Raw genomic sequence first — 16,446 nt, 5'->3', positions numbered from 1 at the left:
AACTTACATCGTATGAGTGGGACGGTCGGACTTCAGGGCTCCGGCCAGATGGGTTTCGATTCGACTGCGCGCGGTGTCATCGCCGTCGTTGAATTGCACGCCGACTCCAGCGGCGCGGTTGCCCTGGGCACCTTTGGGGGTAATCCAGGTGACCTTGCCGGCGACCGGGATCTTTTCCGGTTCGTCCATCAGGTGCAGGAGCATGAAGACCTCGTCGCCCAACTTGTAGCTCTTGTTGGTCGGGATAAACAGGCCACCGTTCTTGATGAATGGCATGTAGGCTGCGTAGAGCACGGACCTGTCCTTGATGGTCAAGGACAAAATGCCGTTGCGCGGCCCCGGACTGATGGGTTCGTTCATGCTGACCTCCACTGTCTGATGATCAGAGTTTAGTGTCCTGTCTCACAAATACGTTCCTTTTTTGACGAGTGTCTGTTGTCGTCAAGCAAGGCGCCGCGACGAGTCATAGCCCGCTATGGCGAGGAGCGGCAACGCAGCATGACGGCAACAGACGCCGTCAAAAAGGAACAGTATTTGCGAGACAGGATACTCAAAGTCACTTCTGGGTAGGCAAGGATACCCATTGCACCAACAGCGCCTCCAGCAACAGCGCCGGATTGAGGTTGGCCTTGCTCATCACTTTCTGGCGCTGGGCGAGAATCCAGTCCTGGATATTCAGGACTTTATCTTGAGCGGCTTTTTGCGCCAGGTATTGAATCACCTTGCGCATGTCCGCCAGCCCCAGCCCCGCTTCATCCTGAGTCAACTGATAACGCAGGATCAGGCTCGACCAGTCGCAGAACCAGTCAAACAGCAGCAACATGGGAATGGTTTTCCATTCCTCGGCCAGCTGCGTCGGCGATTGCTGCTGCTTGAGCAACTTCTTCACGCCCTCGACCACCAGCGCCCGTTGCTCACGCACGCCCTGGGCCTGCAATTTGACCGCGGCCAATGGCGAACCGGCGGCGAGAGTCAGCAGTTCAATGCGCTCTTCTTCCGAGCAGTCCGGCAACGTCCTGGCCAGCCACGCCAGGCTCATGGCTTCGCTCGGCAATGGACAGGCCTGCTGTACGCAACGGCTCTTGATGGTCGGCAGCAGACGGCTGGTCTGGTGGCTGACCAGCAGCAATACGGTGTCGCCGGACGGCTCTTCAAGGCTTTTGAGCAAGGCGTTGGCGGCGTTGATGTTCATCGACTCGACCGGCTCGATCAGCACCACTTTGCGACCGCCCATCTGCGAGGTCTGAACCACGAAGCTGACCAGATCACGCACCTGATCGACCTTGATCGCCTTGTCTGCCTCTTCCGGTTCCAGAATGTAGTTGTCGGGATGACTACCGGCCTTCAGCAGCAGGCAGGATTTGCACTCACCGCAGGCGCCCTGGGCGGTCGGACGCTGGCACAACAAACTGGCCATCAAGCGCTCGGCCAGCGCACGCTTGCCGATCCCGGCCGGGCCATGCAGCAAATAGGCGTGGGCGTGCTGGGCACGGCCGGCCAATTGCTGCCAGAGACTGTCCTGCCACGGATAGGCTTCAGCCACGGGTCAACTCCAGCAGACGTGGCAGCAAGGCATCCAGAGACTGCTGAACCTGCGCCAGCGGTTGAGCGGCATCCACCAGGACATAACGCGCAGGATCCGCTTTGGCGCGCTCGAGGAAGGCACTGCGCACGGCATCGAAGAACGTGCGGCCTTCAAGCTCGAAGCGGTCCAGGCGACCGCGGGCGCTGGCGCGGGCCAGGCCCACTTCCACCGGCAGATCGAAGATCAGCGTCAAGTCCGGGCGCAGATCGCCCTGGACGAACGTTTCGAGGGTCGCGATGCGCTCCAGCGACAAACCGCGACCACCGCCCTGATAGGCATAGGTCGAATCGGTAAAACGATCACACAAAACCACCGCGCCACGGGCCAGCGCCGGGCGGATCACCTCAGCCAGATGCTGGGCCCGCGCGGCGAACACCAACAGCAGCTCGGTGTCAGGGTTCATGACTTCATCGACCGGCGCCAACAACACGTCGCGGATCCGCTCGGCCAGGGGCGTGCCGCCCGGCTCCCGGGTCAACACCACCTCGATCCCGGCGGCGCGCAGACGCTCGGCCAGGTATTCGCGATTGGTGCTCTTGCCGGCACCTTCCGGGCCTTCCAGGGTAATAAACAAGCCAGTCACAGGCAGTCCTTAATCAGAGTCATTGCGGGCTTTGCGGTGCGGGCGCTGGCTCTTGTGCAGAGCCTTGCGGCGCTACTTGTGGCACGTCTTCGGCCGCCGTATCGGGTGAAGCCGCCGGGATCGGCGCCTGAGCATCTTCCATCGGCGGCGCGGTAGTCGGTGCCGGGCTGGAACGGTAATCGGCACGGCGATTGAGCTGGAACTCCCGCACCGCATTGTTATGGGCGTCCAGATCATCGGAGAACACGTGGCTGCCATCACCGCGCGCAACAAAATACAGGCTGTTGCCTTCCGCCGGATTCAACGCCGCATGGATCGCCTCGCGGCCGACCATCGCAATCGGTGTCGGCGGCAGGCCAGCGATCAGGTAAGTGTTATACGGCGTCGGCTCCTTGAGATGGGCGCGGGTCAACTTGCCGTTATAACGATCGCCCAAGCCGTAGATCACCGTCGGATCGGTCTGCAGCAACATGCCCATCTCCATGCGCCGCACGAACACGCCGGCGATTTGCCCGCGTTCCTGCGGCACACCGGTTTCCTTTTCCACCAGAGAGGCCATGATCAGCGCCTGATAGGGCTCGGTGTAGGGCACGTCGGCAGCACGCTGGCTCCATTCCTTGGCGAGGACCTCGTCGAGGCGGTCATAAGCTTTCTTGAGCAGATCGACGTCGGTCATGCCACGCACGAAACGGTACGTGTCGGGGAAGAAGCGCCCTTCCGGGAAAATCCCGCCGTGTCCGAGCTTGTCCATCACCTGGCTGTCGCTCAAACCGTTGAGGGTCTGTTCGAGCTTTTCATCCTTGGCCAGGGCGGCGCGGACCTGATGGAAATTCCAGCCTTCGACCAGCGTCAGGCTGTACTGAACCATTTCCCCGCGCTTCCACAGGTCGATCAGCCCTTCGACTGTCATGCCGGGAACCATGCGGTATTCGCCGCTGTGCAGCGGTTGACCCGGCAGGTTGAAGCGCCAGTACACGCGCAGCCAGAAAGCGTCCTTGATGACGCCATCGGCTTCAAGTCGAATGAAAGTGCGGTTCGGCGTAGTGCCCTTGGGCACTTCCAACAGCTCTTCCTTGGCGATATTCAGCGGCTGTTCCAGCGCCGAATGGATTTTCCAGGCGCAAGCGCCTGCCAACAGCCCCGCCAGAACCAGTCCGGTTTCCAGCAGCAGCAATAATTTACGTCTCACGAATCAAGCATCCAGTAGCGCACGGGCAATGGTTTGGAGTTTACGGGTGAGCGGCCCAACCGGCCAGCTCAGTGCGGCATAGGCGCGCACCGGCCAAACGCCATAAACGCTGTTGCAGACAAAGACCTCATCAGCCCATTGCAGCTGTTCGAGGGTAATGTCGGTGATTTGTGTAGGGATCCCCAATGACTCGGCTTGAAACAATAATTCGGCACGCATCACGCCTGCCACGCCACAACGCTTGAGATCGGCGGTCACCAGCACGCCATCGCGCACCAGGAACAGATTACTGAACACACCTTCGATCACCCGCCCGACCTGATCCAGCATCAAGCCCTCGGCATGCTCGGTGTCCTGCCATTCGGAACGGGCGATAACCTGTTCCAGGCGATTGAGGTGCTTGAGACCAGCGAGCAAGGGCTGCTTGGAAAGCCGTGTCGTACAAGGGAATAGACGCACGCCCTGCTTCGCATGCCCAGCCGGATAGGCAGCGGGAGGATTGCCTTGCAGAATGCGCCGGGCCTGGGCCGAGGGATCGGGGGCGTAACCGCGCAGGCTGTCGCCGCGGGTGAGGATGAGTTTGAGCACGCCCTCGCCCAGTGCGGCGGCATAGGCCAGCAGCTCCGCGCGGATCAGCTCATGATCGGTGGTAATCGCCAAGCGCGAACAGCCTTCGGCCAGACGCGACAAATGTCGATCCAGCAACAACGGCTGCCCGCCCTTGACGGCGATGGTCTCGAACAGACCATCGCCGTAAGCCAGGCCGCGATCTTTCAGCGACAGAGCGTCAGCCGGTTGACCGTCGACCCAGCTGTCCATCAGTCAGCGAACCGGCGGAACACCAGCGAGCCATTGGTACCGCCAAATCCGAAGGAGTTGGACAGCACCACATCGATATCCATGCCGCGCGCGGTGTGAGGTACGAAGTCGAGGTCGCAGCCTTCATCCGGCTCATCGAGGTTGATGGTCGGCGGGGCTACCTGACTGTTGATGGCCAGAACGCTGAAAATCGCCTCGACCGCGCCCGCCGCACCCAACAGGTGACCGGTCATGGACTTGGTCGAACTGACGGCCAGTTTGTAGGCGTGATCGCCGAACACCGATTTGATCGCACAGGCTTCGGCGAGGTCGCCGGCCGAGGTCGAGGTGCCGTGGGCATTGATGTACTGCACCTGATCGCCATTGATCTTCGCGTCGCGCAAGGCATTGGTGATACAACGCGCAGCACCCGCGCCATCGGCCGGTGGCGAGGTCATGTGGTAGGCATCGCCACTGGTGCCGAAACCGATCAGCTCGGCGTAAATGGTCGCGCCACGGGCCTTGGCGTGCTCCAGTTCTTCGAGAACCAGTGCGCCGGCACCGTCGGACAGCACGAAGCCGTCACGGCCCTTGTCCCATGGACGGCTGGCACGGGTCGGCTCGTCGTTGCGGGTCGACAGTGCGCGGGAGGCACCAAAGCCGCCCATGCCCAGACCACACGCGGCCATCTCGGCGCCACCGGCGATCATTACGTCGGCTTCGTCGTACATGATGTTACGTGCCGCCATGCCGATGCAGTGCGTACCGGTGGTACACGCCGTGGCGATGGCGTAGTTAGGCCCCTGTGCACCCAAGTGAATGGACAGGAAACCGGAAATCATATTGATGATCGAGCCAGGCACGAAAAACGGAGAAATCCGTCGTGGGCCGGAATCATGCAGTGTGCGGCTGGTGTCTTCGATATTGGTCAGACCGCCAATACCCGACCCCATGGCCACGCCGATACGCTCGCGATTGGCGTCGGTAACCTCAAGACCTGCGTTACGCACGGCTTGAAAACCTGCAGCCAGACCGTATTGAATGAACAGATCGAGTTTGCGGGCTTCCTTGACCGACAGGTATTCCTCGACATTGAAACCTTTTACCGAGCCGCCAAAACGGGTGGAATAGGCAGAAAGGTCGGTGTGTTCGATCAGACCAATGCCACTGCGGCCAGCCAGAATGCCCTGCCAGCTGCTTGGCACATCCGTGCCCAGTGGCGACAACATACCCATACCGGTGACTACGACGCGTCTACGCGACACAGCACTCTCCTTTTTTCAAATGACGACTTCGCACAAGGCCTAAAGAAAAAACCGCACGCCATGATGGCAGTGCGGTTTTTCCATGACAGCGAGCGACGACTAAAAACTATTACGCCTGATGGCTGGTAACGTAGTCGATTGCTGCTTGTACAGTAGTGATCTTTTCAGCTTCTTCGTCAGGGATTTCGGTCTCGAATTCCTCTTCCAGAGCCATCACCAGCTCAACGGTGTCAAGGGAGTCGGCACCCAGGTCTTCAACGAAGGAGGCGGTGTTGACCACTTCTTCTTCTTTAACGCCCAGTTGCTCAGCAACGATTTTCTTGACGCGCTCTTCGATGGTGCTCATACCTTGTTTTCACTCCTAATGGACAAATTCAGGCAGCTGGCCAGTGGGTAAGTGTATAGAAAGACTTTTCAGCTTTTCAACTGAAAGCTTCACTCCTCAAACCCTGCGGCCCTCTGCCGATAAAATAGATTGCAGCTTTATAACGGATTTTAGACAGCTCGTATGACATTTTTTTGAAGCAATCCGTCACATTTAACTCATGTACATCCCGCCGTTCACCGGGATTGTAGCCCCAGTAACGTAAGCCGCACCGTCGGACGCAAGAAAAGCGACCACAGACGCGATCTCTTGAGCTTGCCCCAGACGACCCAGCGGAATTTGCGTCTGCAAGGCTTCACGCTGCGCCTCGGGCAGTTCGCGGGTCATATCGGTGTCGATGAACCCTGGGGCCACCGAGTTTACCGTAATCGAACGCGAACCGACTTCACGCGCCAGCGCACGGCTGAAACCTTCCAGACCGGCCTTGGCGGCTGCGTAGTTTACTTGGCCTGCGTTGCCCATGGCACCCACAACCGAGCCAATACTGATAATTCGTCCCCAACGGGCTTTGGTCATACCGCGCAAAACGCCCTTGGACAGGCGGAACAGACTGTTCAAGTTGGTGTCGACAACGTCATGCCATTCGTCATCTTTCATGCGCATCATCAGGTTATCGCGGGTGATACCGGCATTATTGACCAGGATCGCCGGCGCACCGAACTGCTCCTGAATGCTCGCCAGCACGGCCGCTACGGACTCGTCGCTGGTGACATTGAGTTCCAGGCCAGTGCCCTGAATACCGTTTTCTTTCAGAGTGGCGGCGATACGCTCGGCACCCGATGCGGAGGTCGCGGTGCCGACAACGATGGCACCCTGACGACCCAGCTCCAGAGCGATAGCCTGGCCGATACCACGGCTGGCACCGGTGACCAGTGCAACTTTACCTTGCAGACTCATGCAAGCTTCTCCTTGATCAGACCAGCGCTGCACGGGCGGCAGCGAAAGCATCTGGGGTATTGAGGTTAGAGGTCGACACGCCTTCGGCGCAACGCTTGTTCAGACCAGCCAGGACCTTGCCCGGGCCGCATTCGACCAGTTGGGTCGCACCCTTGGCAGCCAGCGCCTGGACCGATTCGACCCAGCGTACAGGCTTGTAGAGCTGCTCAAGCAGATCGCGCTTGAGGGTTTCCAGATCGGCCGGTACGTCGGCACTGACGTTCTGCACTACCGGAATCTGCGGCGCCTGCCAGTCGATCGCTGCGATCGACTCGGCGAATCGCTCGGCGGCCGGACGCATCAGCTCGCAGTGGGACGGCACACTGACCGGCAACGGCATGGCGCGCTTGGCACCACGCGCCTTGCAGCCTTCGATGGCGCGTTCGACCGCAGCCTTGGCGCCGGCAATCACTACCTGGCCCGGCGAGTTGAAGTTGACCGCGCTGACCACTTCACCCTGCGCCGCTTCGGCGCAGGCTGCCAGCACGTCGGCATCGTCCAGACCGAGGATAGCGGCCATGCCGCCCTGCCCGGCCGGAACGGCTTCCTGCATCAGCTGACCGCGACGCTCTACCAGCTTCACCGCGTCGCCCAGGCTCAGGCTGCCCGCAGCCACAAGAGCGCTGTATTCGCCCAGGCTGTGACCGGCAACGTAAGCCGGACGCGCACCACCTTCAGCCAGCCACAGACGCCACAGGGCGATCGAGGCGGTCAGAATGGCCGGTTGGGTTTTATCGGTTTGATTGAGTTGCTCTTCCGGCCCTTGCTGGGTCAGCGCCCACAGGTCGTAACCCAGAGCATCGGAAGCTTCTTTGAATGTTTCGAGGACCACCGGGTGTTGCGCGCCCAACTCGGCCAGCATGCCGAGGGACTGCGAACCCTGTCCTGGAAAGACGAATGCGAGGGAAGCAGACATGTAACAAGCCCCTAATGATCTTGTCGTCGGAGAATTGACGTCCCGCCAGGGGAACGCAAGAAACTGACAGTTGGATGGCTCATTGAACTGAGCGGTCACATTTAAGCATTGTCTGACGAAAACGCCTAAGGCAACAAATCTTCCAGGCGCCCATGAAGACGTTCCGGCAAGTTTTCCTGGATCTCGATCAAGGCGCGCTGAATCGCACTCTGGAAGCCCTGAACCCCCGCCGAACCATGACTTTTCACGACAATTCCCTGCAAACCGAGGAAACTTGCGCCGTTATGGCGTGCCGGCGCCAGCTCGGCCTGCAAGCGCTTCATCAGCGGCAGCGCCAGTGCGCCCACCAGTTTCGACGCCAAATTTTTCTTGAACTGGGCCTCGATGCGCCCGGCAATCATGGTCGCCAGGCCTTCGCTGGACTTGAGCAGGATATTGCCGACAAAGCCGTCACACACCACCACATCCGCCTCGCCACGGTACAAACCGTCACCTTCGACAAACCCGATGTAGTTCAGGCCACGCGCATGTTGCAGCAGGGTCGCCGCCAGCTTGACCTGCTGATTACCCTTAATGTCTTCGGTGCCGATATTCAGCAACGCGACCCGCGGCCGAACGACCCCCAACGCTTGCGCCGCCACCGACCCCATCACTGCAAACTGCAACAGATGCTCGGCACTGCAATCGACATTGGCGCCCAGATCGAGCAACTGGCAGAAACCTTTCTCGGTCGGAATGGCGGCGACCATGGCCGGCCGATCGATCCCCGGCAAGGTTTTGAGCACAAACCGCGACAACGCCATCAACGCACCGGTATTGCCGGCACTGACGCACGCCTGGACCTTGCCATCACGCAACAACTCCAGCGCCACGCGCATCGACGAGTCAGGCTTGCCGCGCAAGGCCTGGGCAGGCTTTTCGTCCATGGTGATGACTTCGGACGCCGGCACAATCGACAGGCGCGAGCGATCCACAGCCGATTGGCCAGCGATCAATTCTTCAAGTAGGGAGGGTTGACCGACAAGGGTCAGGTGCAGCGAGGGCGTAGCTGAGAGACAAGCAAGGCTGGCCTGAACAATGCTGCGGGGACCGAAGTCCCCGCCCATTGCGTCAATCGCGATGACTTGAGCGGACAAGGATTACTCGTCAGCGCCCTTGTCGATCACTTTACGGCCACGGTATACGCCTTCTGGCGATACGTGGTGACGCAGGTGAACTTCACCGGTGGTTTTTTCTACAGACAGGGTGCTAGCCTCGAGAGCATCGTGCGAACGACGCATGTCACGGGCAGAGCGGGATTTTTTGTTCTGCTGAACAGCCATAATTGATTAACTCCTAAACGTTTGGGTCACGCTTTAACTGCGCCAATACACTGAACGGGTTGGACCGCGTTACCTCGTCCTCGCTCGGTTCGGGCTCATCTGCTCCCGCCGGCTGCTGGCATTCTTCCGGATGATGAGCAGGCACAATGGGCAAGGCGAGCAGAAGCTCCTCCTCGATCAGTGACTGCAGATCCAATGGATCTTCGCCCAGTTCCAGCACGTCATAACCTTTCGGCAACGACTGGGTATTCGCACCCTCCTTCACCACAGCATAACTGCATTCGCTATGGATCGGCAGGGTGACCAGCTCAAGACAACGCTGGCAAACCATTTTGACTTCGGTGTCGATAAAGCTGTGGATTACCACAGACTTACGTTCATCTCGTTCAAAAACGAATTTAGCCTGCACCGTACCGACATTGTCGGAAAGCGGGTCGCAGAGTCTCTCCAAATCGGCCAGCAGCATTTCACCTTGAAGGGTGGTGCCACGGTCAGCCAATTTGCGCGGGTCAACGTGAGGTGGAATCGGGTCATTCAACATAGGCGCAGCATTATAGGGATGCCCCCAGCCATGTCAAAGGAAATTCAGCCCTGCCCGTCACTTGAGCCTGCGCTAGAATTCGTCCCTTGCCCTTTGGAGATGCGCATGCTGCCTTTATTACTCGCTTCAAGCTCGGTTTATCGCCGGGAATTGTTGGCCCGCCTGCAGTTGCCGTTTACTTGCAGCTCGCCGGATATCGACGAAAGCCATCGCCCGGACGAGTCAGCCATCGAACTGGTAAAGCGCCTCGCCGAAGAAAAAGCCCGCGCACTTGCCGCCAGTCACCCCGCCCACCTGATCATCGGCTCGGACCAGGTCGCGGTACTGGGCCAGCGGATTATCGGCAAGCCACACAGCTTCGAAAAGGCCCGCGAACAACTGCTGGCATCGAGCGGCGCCAGCGTGACATTCCTCACCGGCCTGGCACTGCTCAACAGTCAGACCGGCTACTGCCAGGTCGACTGCGTGCCGTTTACCGTACACATGCGCGCACTCGACGCAGCACGCATCGAACGCTACCTGCACGCTGAACAGCCCTACGACTGCGCTGGCAGCTTCAAGGCTGAAGGATTGGGTGTGAGCCTGTTTCAAAGCACCGAAGGCCCTGACGCCACCAGCCTGATCGGCCTGCCACTGATTCGCCTGGTCGACATGTTGCTGGCTGAAGGCGTGCAAATACCCTGAACCACATCCGTGTAGCAGCAGGCTGCGCCCGCACAAAAAACCGGCCACGCAGGCCGGTTTCTTTATACAGCCACACGATCAGCGCAATGCCGGCCCCTGAAAGCCCATCCACATCGCCAAATGCTCAGCCACGCTGGCACCGAGCTTTTTCGAGAAACGATCAAACGGCGACTCCTCGATAGTAAAGTCCACCAGCTCTTTCTCGCCAATCACGTCACGCGCCACCGAACTGGCACTGCCCAACCCATCAATCAATCCCAGCGGCAGCGCCTGTTCACCTGACCAGACCAGCCCGGAGAATAGTTCCGGATGCTCTTTGTCCTTGAGACGATCGCCACGCCCCTTCTTGACGCTACTGATGAACTGCTGATGGGTGGTATCGAGCACCCCCTGCCAGAACTGAGTTTCCTCAGGCTTCTGCGGCTGGAACGGATCGAGGAATGATTTGTGCTCACCGGAGGTGTAGGTACGACGCTCGACCCCCAACTTCTCCATGGTGCCGACAAAACCGTAACCGGCCGCCGTCACACCAATGGAACCCACCAGGCTCGCCTTGTCGGCGTAAATCTGATCTGCCGCACTGGCAATGTAATAGGCACCGGAAGCCCCCAGATCCGAGATCACCGCGTAAACTTTGGTATCCGGATGCAGGCCGCGCAAACGACGGATCTCGTCGTAGACATAACCCGACTGCACCGGACTGCCGCCCGGGCTGTTGATCCGCAGGATCACACCCTTGACCTTATTATCCTCGAAGGCTTTACGCAGACTGCCGACGATATTGTCAGCACTGGCCGGCTCTTTCTCGGCGATCATGCCGGTTATATCGATCAGTGCCGTGTAACCGGAGCCGCGAGCGGCGCTTTTTTCCACATCCATCAGCGGCGAGAACAAGAACAACGCAAGCAACAGGTACGCAAAGGCCAGCAGTTTGAAAAAAATCCCCCAGCGACGGGACCGGCGATGCTCCTGCACATTGGCCAGCAGGGTTTTTTCCAGCAGCGCCCAGCTTTTCTCGTCACCGCTCTCTGCGCTCGCCTTGGCGGGCGCTTTCCATTCGTCGGTCATGACACTTACCCCTGCAAAAACCCGTTATGCCCGCTGACTCAGCCAGGAGCGCAATTCTGAAAAACGATCAATGGACAGTCGTGGCTCGAACTGCTGCAACGCCTCGATCGATTGAGCGCCATAGCTGACCGCCACCGAATCCATGCCAGCGTTACGCGCCATCTGCAGATCGAAGGACGAATCCCCGACCATCAGCGCCTGCTCCGGGCGAACCTCGCAATGGGCGAGGATTTGCTCGAGCATCAACGGATGGGGCTTGCTGGCCGTTTCATCGGCCGCACGAGTGACATCAAAATAATCTTCCCAGCCGTGAGCTTTCAGCACCCGGTCCAGCCCGCGCCGCGCCTTGCCGGTGGCAACCGCCAGGTGATAGCCGTCAGCACGAAACGCTTCCATCGACTCGAGCACGCCCTCGAACAACGGCGAAGGAACAGCCTCCGCCGCAATGTAGTGCTCCGCGTAATAATCACGGAACGCTACCAGTTCGCTATCACTGATCTCGGGATACAAGGTGCGAATCGCCTCCGGCAGTCCGAGACCGATGATGCCTTTGACCGCAAAATCATCACGCAACGGGAAGCCGGAGCGCCTGGACGCCACGTGCATCGCCTCGACAATCCGACCAATGGAGTCCGCGAGCGTACCGTCCCAATCGAAAATCAGCAGCTTGTAATCAGATGGGCGCACTCAATCGCTCCACGGTTTTGGCCCACATTTCGTCGACCGGCGCCTGCAACTTCAGCTCGCCGCCATCAGGCAGCGGCACGGTCAGCATGTAGGCATGCAGGAATAGACGCTTGCCGCCCAGGTCACGAATTTCTTTGCTGAAATCTTCATCGCCGTACTTGGTGTCGCCGGCAATGCAATGCCCGGCATGCAAAGTATGGACGCGAATCTGGTGAGTGCGACCGGTGATCGGCTTGGCTTCGACCATGGTGGCGAAGTCACCGAAGCGGCGCAGCACCTTGAATACGGTCAGGGCTTCCTTGCCTTCTTCGTCGACTTCGACCATGCGCTCGCCAGAGCGCAGATTGCTCTTTTGCAAGGGCGCACGAACCTGTTTGATTGAAGTCGCCCAGTTGCCGCGCACCAGAGCCATATAGCGTTTGTCGACGCCATCGCCGCGCAATGCGGCGTGCAAGTGACGCAACATGCTGCGCTTTTTGGCGATCATCAGCAGGCCGGACGTGTCCCGGTCGAGGCGGTGAACCAACTCGAGCTCTTTTGCATCAGGCCGTAACTGACGAAAGGCTTCGATGACGCCGTAATTCAAGCCGCTGCCGCCGTGAACCGCGATGCCAGCGGGCTTGTTGATCACGATCAGCGCCTTGTCTTCATAGACAATCGAGGCCTCGAGCCGCTGCAGCAGCCCCTGGGCCAGCGGCACGGGCTCGTCGCGTTCGGGCACGCGAACCGGCGGCACGCGCACGATGTCGCCCGCCTGCAGCTTGTATTCGGGCTTGATCCGACCTTTGTTCACCCGCACTTCGCCTTTACGCAAAATGCGGTAAATCAAGGTCTTGGGCACGCCTTTGAGCCGAGCGAGAAGGAAGTTATCAATACGTTGGCCGGCATATTCCGGCGAGACCTCAAGCAGTTGTACGCCTGGGGTCGAAGGGGCAGTAGTCGTCATGGTGCGGATGATAACAATTTTTTATGGAATTGAAGCACTTAATCATTGCTGCTATAGTCGCGAACGCCGCCAAAAGTGGCCTGGACAGCGGACTAACGGTCAAAAACCGGCCCTGACCAACGCAATTCACGAGGACGAGAGGCCGTCCTACGGGGCTTTCGCTACGTAACGGCAGAGTTTGCAGTTGTAACAAGCGCAGGTGACATAAGGCCTGAATCATGCCGCAAAGCAGAGTTTTCACTCGCCTTCCGAGCAAATATTCACGGCCAGTTCACAAAGTGCAGTCAGCGGCAAACGACCCCGAGCGAACGCTTCGGAAACAACGCCTAAATTAGCCATGATGCGTGACCTCCCCCTTTCGGAGCTCACGGTAAATGCCAACCCGCTGCGGATTCTGCGCGCGGCAGCACCCGAATTATCAGGGATACGTGTAGGGTGGAGATGCACAACCGCTGGACTGTGTAGCAATAGGCTTTATCAAGACGCTTCATCTCGTCCACAGCCGCCGGTTGATTCCTCCTCCTGACTGAGTGCTTAAGTAGCCACAGCAAGCAGGACGCGTACGTCGCGACACCGGCCCAATTGACCGGGGTTCGCTAGACACTGGAGTGGCCAGCCACTCCTGACGCACCTGACACCGACCGTGAGAAGTCGTGTGTGCCGAACGCCGTTTCCGGCAGCCCGGAAACCGACGGTACTACATGAAAAGAATGCTGATTAACGCGACTCAACCCGAAGAGTTGCGTGTTGCACTGGTAGATGGCCAACGCCTCTACGACCTGGACATCGAATCCGGTGCACGCGAGCAGAAGAAGGCCAACATCTATAAAGGCCGGATTACTCGCATCGAACCAAGCCTTGAGGCTGCCTTTGTCGATTTCGGCTCTGAGCGCCACGGCTTCCTGCCCCTCAAAGAAATCTCCCGCGAATACTTCAAGAAAACCCCCGAAGGTCGCGTCAACATCAAGGACGTCCTGAGCGAAGGCCAGGAAGTCATCGTTCAGGTCGAAAAAGAAGAACGTGGCAACAAGGGCGCCGCCCTGACCACCTTCATCAGCCTGGCCGGTCGTTACCTGGTTCTGATGCCGAACAACCCGCGTGCCGGCGGTATCTCCCGTCGCATAGAAGGTGAAGAGCGCAACGAACTGCGTGAAGCCCTGAACGGTCTGGTTGCCCCGGCCGACATGGGCCTGATCGTTCGCACTGCCGGCCTTGGCCGCAGCAGCGAAGAAATGCAGTGGGACCTCGACTACCTGCTGCAACTCTGGACCGCCATCAAAGAAGCCTCGCTGGACCGCGCCGCGCCGTTCCTGATCTACCAGGAAAGCAACGTGATCATCCGCGCCATCCGCGATTACTTGCGCCAGGACATCGGCGAAGTGCTGATCGACAGCGTTGAAGCCCAGGACGAAGCCCTGACCTTCATTCGCCAGGTGATGCCGCAGTACGCCAGCAAGATCAAGCTGTACGAAGACAGTGTTCCGCTGTTCAACCGCTTCCAGATCGAAAGCCAGATCGAAACCGCCTTCCAGCGCGTCGTCGAACTGCCTTCCGGCGGTTCCATCGTCATCGATCCGACCGAAGCCCTGGTGTCCATCGACATCAACTCGGCGCGCGCCACCAAAGGCAGCGACATCGAAGAAACCGCGCTGCAGACCAACCTTGAAGCTGCCGAAGAAATCGCCCGTCAGTTGCGCTTGCGCGACATCGGCGGCCTGATCGTCATCGACTTCATCGACATGACCCCTGCCAAGAACCAGCGCGCCGTGGAAGAGAAAGTCCGCGAATGCCTGGAAGCCGACCGCGCCCGCGTGCAAGTCGGTCGCATCTCGCGCTTCGGCCTGCTGGAAATGTCCCGTCAGCGCCTGCGTCCATCGCTGGGCGAAAGCAGCGGCATCGTTTGCCCGCGTTGCAACGGCACCGGCATCATCCGTGACGTTGAATCGCTGTCGCTGGCGATCCTGCGCCTGATCGAAGAAGAGGCCCTGAAAGACCGTACCGCCGAAGTTCGCGCCCAAGTGCCGATCCCGGTGGCTGCGTTCCTGCTCAACGAAAAGCGCAACTCGATCACCAAGATCGAACTGCGCACCCGCGCTCGCATCGTCATTCTGCCGAACGATCACCTCGAAACCCCGCACTTCGAAGTTCAGCGTCTGCGCGATGACAGCCCGGAAGCCAGCATCAATCAGTCCAGCTACGAAATCGCTGCTGCCGCTGCCGAAGTCGAAGAAGTCCAGCCAGCCGCTGCGACCCGCACCCTGGTTCGCCAGGAAGCCGCGGTCAAGACCGCTCCGGCCCGCGCCAACGCTCCGGTTCCGACCGAAGTCGTCGCCGCTCCAGTGGCTGCACCGGTTGCCGCGCCAGAGCCAAGCCTGTTCAAGGGCCTGGTGAAGTCGCTGATCAGTCTGTTCGCGACCAAGGAAGAGCCTGTTGCTCCGGTTGTGGTTGAAAAACCAGCGACCACTGAACGCCCTGCCCGCAACGAAGAACGTCGCAACGGTCGTCAGCAGAGCCGCAACCGTAACGGTCGCCGCGATGAAGAGCGCAAGCCTCGTGAGGAACGTGCACCGCGTGAAGAGCGCGCACCACGTGAGCCACGCGAAGCCCGCGAAGAAACGCCAGCAGTCGCCCGCGAAGAACGCGCACCACGCGCCCCTCGTGAAGAACGTGCACCGCGCGCACCGCGTGAAGATCGCAAGCCACGTGGCGAGCGTGAAGAACGTCCGGTTCGTGAACTGCGCGAGCCTCTGGATGCCGCACCGGCCGCCGCTGCCACCGCTGAAGAGCGTCCGGCCCGTCAGCCACGCGAAGAGCGCGCTCCACGCCCACCGCGTGAAGAACGTCAGCCACGCACCGAGCAAGCCGCTGCCGCCGTTGCCGAAGAAGAGCTGCCAACCAACGAAGAGCAACTGCAGGAAGACGGTCAGGAAGTCGCCGAAGGCGATCGTCCACGCCGCCGTTCCCGTGGCCAGCGTCGTCGCAGCAATCGTCGTGAGCGTCAGCGCGATGCGAACGGCAACGTGATCGAAGGTTCGGAAGAATCCGAATCCGCTGAAAACGCCGAAGCACCAAGCGCTGCCGATCTGGCCGCCGGCCTGGCTGTTACCGCAGCCGTTGCCAGCACCGTGATCAGCGCACCTGCTGAAGCACAAGCCAATGAGCAAGCCGAACGCGCCACTGCCGCCACTCTGGAAACCGCTCCGGTTGAAGCACCAGTGGTTGAAGCGACCACGCCGGTAGAAGCCATCGCCGCTCCGGAAGTTGAAGTGGCACCGATGCGTGAAGCACAGCCGGAAGTTGAAGCTGCCGCTGAACCAGTGGTTGCTGCAGAACCTGTAGTTGAAGCGCCTGCGGCTGAACCGGCACGTGAAATTCGCGAAGTTCGTGAAGAACAAACCACGTTCAACTGGGTTGCCGAGCCACCGGTTGCTGTCGAAGCGCCAGTGTCAGTCGCTGAAGCCCCGGTTGCTGAAGCTCCAGTTGCCGAAGCCCCAGTTGCCGAAACCGTGCTCTCCGAGCCAGTGGTTGTGGCTGGCGAGCC

General features: G+C 59.7%; 17 protein-coding genes. 2 read left to right on the top strand and 15 right to left on the bottom strand.

What is annotated here, in order from left to right; genetic code table 11:
• Positions 1–3 precede the first annotated feature (3 nt).
• The 12 genes from PMI21_RS00870 to PMI21_RS00925 form a co-directional block, all read right to left on the bottom strand.
• The gene (locus PMI21_RS00870; protein WP_007942010.1) at positions 4–360 is read right to left on the bottom strand and encodes a PilZ domain-containing protein; all 357 of its coding nucleotides are present in this window, start codon (positions 358–360) and stop codon (positions 4–6) included.
• A gap of 196 nt (positions 361–556) precedes the next feature.
• A complete protein-coding gene (locus PMI21_RS00875) occupies positions 557–1,543 on the bottom strand; it encodes a DNA polymerase III subunit delta' (RefSeq protein WP_007942009.1) in 987 nt (328 codons plus the stop codon).
• A complete protein-coding gene (gene tmk, locus PMI21_RS00880; protein ID WP_007942008.1) occupies positions 1,536–2,168 on the bottom strand; it encodes a dTMP kinase in 633 nt (210 codons plus the stop codon). The genes PMI21_RS00875 and tmk overlap by 8 nt, the downstream gene beginning before the upstream one ends.
• Before the next feature lie 19 nt (positions 2,169–2,187).
• On the bottom strand, positions 2,188–3,357 hold the full coding sequence (gene mltG / locus PMI21_RS00885; protein ID WP_007942007.1) for an endolytic transglycosylase MltG: 1,170 nt from the start codon (positions 3,355–3,357) through the stop codon (positions 2,188–2,190).
• A gap of 3 nt (positions 3,358–3,360) precedes the next feature.
• Positions 3,361–4,176 carry an aminodeoxychorismate lyase gene (gene pabC, locus PMI21_RS00890; RefSeq protein ID WP_007942006.1) on the bottom strand — a complete coding sequence of 272 codons (816 nt, stop codon included), beginning with the start codon at positions 4,174–4,176 and terminating at the stop codon, positions 3,361–3,363.
• The gene (gene fabF / locus PMI21_RS00895; protein ID WP_007942005.1) at positions 4,176–5,420 is read right to left on the bottom strand and encodes a beta-ketoacyl-ACP synthase II; all 1,245 of its coding nucleotides are present in this window, start codon (positions 5,418–5,420) and stop codon (positions 4,176–4,178) included. The genes pabC and fabF overlap by 1 nt, the downstream gene beginning before the upstream one ends.
• Before the next feature lie 109 nt (positions 5,421–5,529).
• Positions 5,530–5,766, bottom strand: coding sequence for an acyl carrier protein (gene acpP, locus PMI21_RS00900; protein WP_003175607.1), 237 nt, complete (start codon positions 5,764–5,766; stop codon positions 5,530–5,532).
• Positions 5,767–5,958: 192 nt separating this feature from the next.
• Positions 5,959–6,702: a 3-oxoacyl-ACP reductase FabG gene (fabG, locus tag PMI21_RS00905; RefSeq protein WP_007942004.1), complete on the bottom strand. Its 744-nt coding sequence runs from the start codon at positions 6,700–6,702 to the stop codon at positions 5,959–5,961.
• Between the two features lie 16 nt (positions 6,703–6,718).
• The gene (fabD, locus tag PMI21_RS00910) at positions 6,719–7,657 is read right to left on the bottom strand and encodes an ACP S-malonyltransferase (RefSeq protein WP_007942003.1); all 939 of its coding nucleotides are present in this window, start codon (positions 7,655–7,657) and stop codon (positions 6,719–6,721) included.
• A gap of 125 nt (positions 7,658–7,782) precedes the next feature.
• On the bottom strand, positions 7,783–8,793 hold the full coding sequence (gene plsX, locus PMI21_RS00915; protein WP_081499576.1) for a phosphate acyltransferase PlsX: 1,011 nt from the start codon (positions 8,791–8,793) through the stop codon (positions 7,783–7,785).
• A gap of 3 nt (positions 8,794–8,796) precedes the next feature.
• Complete coding sequence (gene rpmF, locus PMI21_RS00920; protein ID WP_003179396.1) at positions 8,797–8,979, bottom strand: 50S ribosomal protein L32; 183 nt, start codon at positions 8,977–8,979, stop codon at positions 8,797–8,799.
• A 13-nt stretch (positions 8,980–8,992) separates the two neighbouring features.
• Positions 8,993–9,520 carry a YceD family protein gene (locus tag PMI21_RS00925; RefSeq protein WP_007942001.1) on the bottom strand — a complete coding sequence of 176 codons (528 nt, stop codon included), beginning with the start codon at positions 9,518–9,520 and terminating at the stop codon, positions 8,993–8,995.
• A 105-nt stretch (positions 9,521–9,625) separates the two neighbouring features.
• On the opposite strand from PMI21_RS00925, the gene PMI21_RS00930 reads away from it, so the two are divergent.
• Positions 9,626–10,204: a Maf family protein gene (locus PMI21_RS00930; RefSeq protein ID WP_007942000.1), complete on the top strand. Its 579-nt coding sequence runs from the start codon at positions 9,626–9,628 to the stop codon at positions 10,202–10,204.
• Between the two features lie 78 nt (positions 10,205–10,282).
• Here PMI21_RS00930 and sppA read toward each other — a convergent pair whose 3' ends face one another.
• Genes sppA through rluC form a run of 3 tightly spaced genes read right to left on the bottom strand, consistent with a single transcriptional unit; the run spans position 10,283 to position 12,905 of the window.
• The gene (gene sppA / locus PMI21_RS00935) at positions 10,283–11,272 is read right to left on the bottom strand and encodes a signal peptide peptidase SppA (protein WP_007941999.1); all 990 of its coding nucleotides are present in this window, start codon (positions 11,270–11,272) and stop codon (positions 10,283–10,285) included.
• A 24-nt stretch (positions 11,273–11,296) separates the two neighbouring features.
• Positions 11,297–11,959 carry an HAD-IA family hydrolase gene (locus PMI21_RS00940; protein ID WP_007941998.1) on the bottom strand — a complete coding sequence of 221 codons (663 nt, stop codon included), beginning with the start codon at positions 11,957–11,959 and terminating at the stop codon, positions 11,297–11,299.
• On the bottom strand, positions 11,946–12,905 hold the full coding sequence (rluC, locus tag PMI21_RS00945; protein WP_007941997.1) for a 23S rRNA pseudouridine(955/2504/2580) synthase RluC: 960 nt from the start codon (positions 12,903–12,905) through the stop codon (positions 11,946–11,948). Before rluC ends, PMI21_RS00940 begins: the two co-directional genes overlap by 14 nt.
• A gap of 701 nt (positions 12,906–13,606) precedes the next feature.
• On the opposite strand from rluC, the gene rne reads away from it, so the two are divergent.
• Positions 13,607–16,446, top strand: a 2,840-nt coding sequence (rne, locus tag PMI21_RS00950; protein ID WP_007941996.1) for a ribonuclease E, incomplete at its 3' end; no start/stop codon positions are given.

Origin of the sequence: Pseudomonas sp. GM18 (assembly GCF_000282195.1) — a bacterium.
Lineage (GTDB): Bacteria > Pseudomonadota > Gammaproteobacteria > Pseudomonadales > Pseudomonadaceae > Aquipseudomonas.
The sequence above is the reverse complement of the archived record's forward strand: the minus strand, read 5'-3'. Positions and strand labels throughout refer to the sequence as shown.

Coding starts and splice junctions, on each gene's coding strand:
- PMI21_RS00870 (WP_007942010.1), bottom strand. CDS start 360: ATGAACGAACCCATCAGTCCGGGGCCGCGCAACGGCATTTTGTCCTTG.
- pabC (WP_007942006.1), bottom strand. CDS start 4,176: ATGGACAGCTGGGTCGACGGTCAACCGGCTGACGCTCTGTCGCTGAAA.
- acpP (WP_003175607.1), bottom strand. CDS start 5,766: ATGAGCACCATCGAAGAGCGCGTCAAGAAAATCGTTGCTGAGCAACTG.
- fabG (WP_007942004.1), bottom strand. CDS start 6,702: ATGAGTCTGCAAGGTAAAGTTGCACTGGTCACCGGTGCCAGCCGTGGT.
- fabD (WP_007942003.1), bottom strand. CDS start 7,657: ATGTCTGCTTCCCTCGCATTCGTCTTTCCAGGACAGGGTTCGCAGTCC.
- rpmF (WP_003179396.1), bottom strand. CDS start 8,979: ATGGCTGTTCAGCAGAACAAAAAATCCCGCTCTGCCCGTGACATGCGT.
- PMI21_RS00925 (WP_007942001.1), bottom strand. CDS start 9,520: ATGTTGAATGACCCGATTCCACCTCACGTTGACCCGCGCAAATTGGCT.
- PMI21_RS00930 (WP_007942000.1), top strand. CDS start 9,626: ATGCTGCCTTTATTACTCGCTTCAAGCTCGGTTTATCGCCGGGAATTG.
- sppA (WP_007941999.1), bottom strand. CDS start 11,272: ATGACCGACGAATGGAAAGCGCCCGCCAAGGCGAGCGCAGAGAGCGGT.
- rluC (WP_007941997.1), bottom strand. CDS start 12,905: ATGACGACTACTGCCCCTTCGACCCCAGGCGTACAACTGCTTGAGGTC.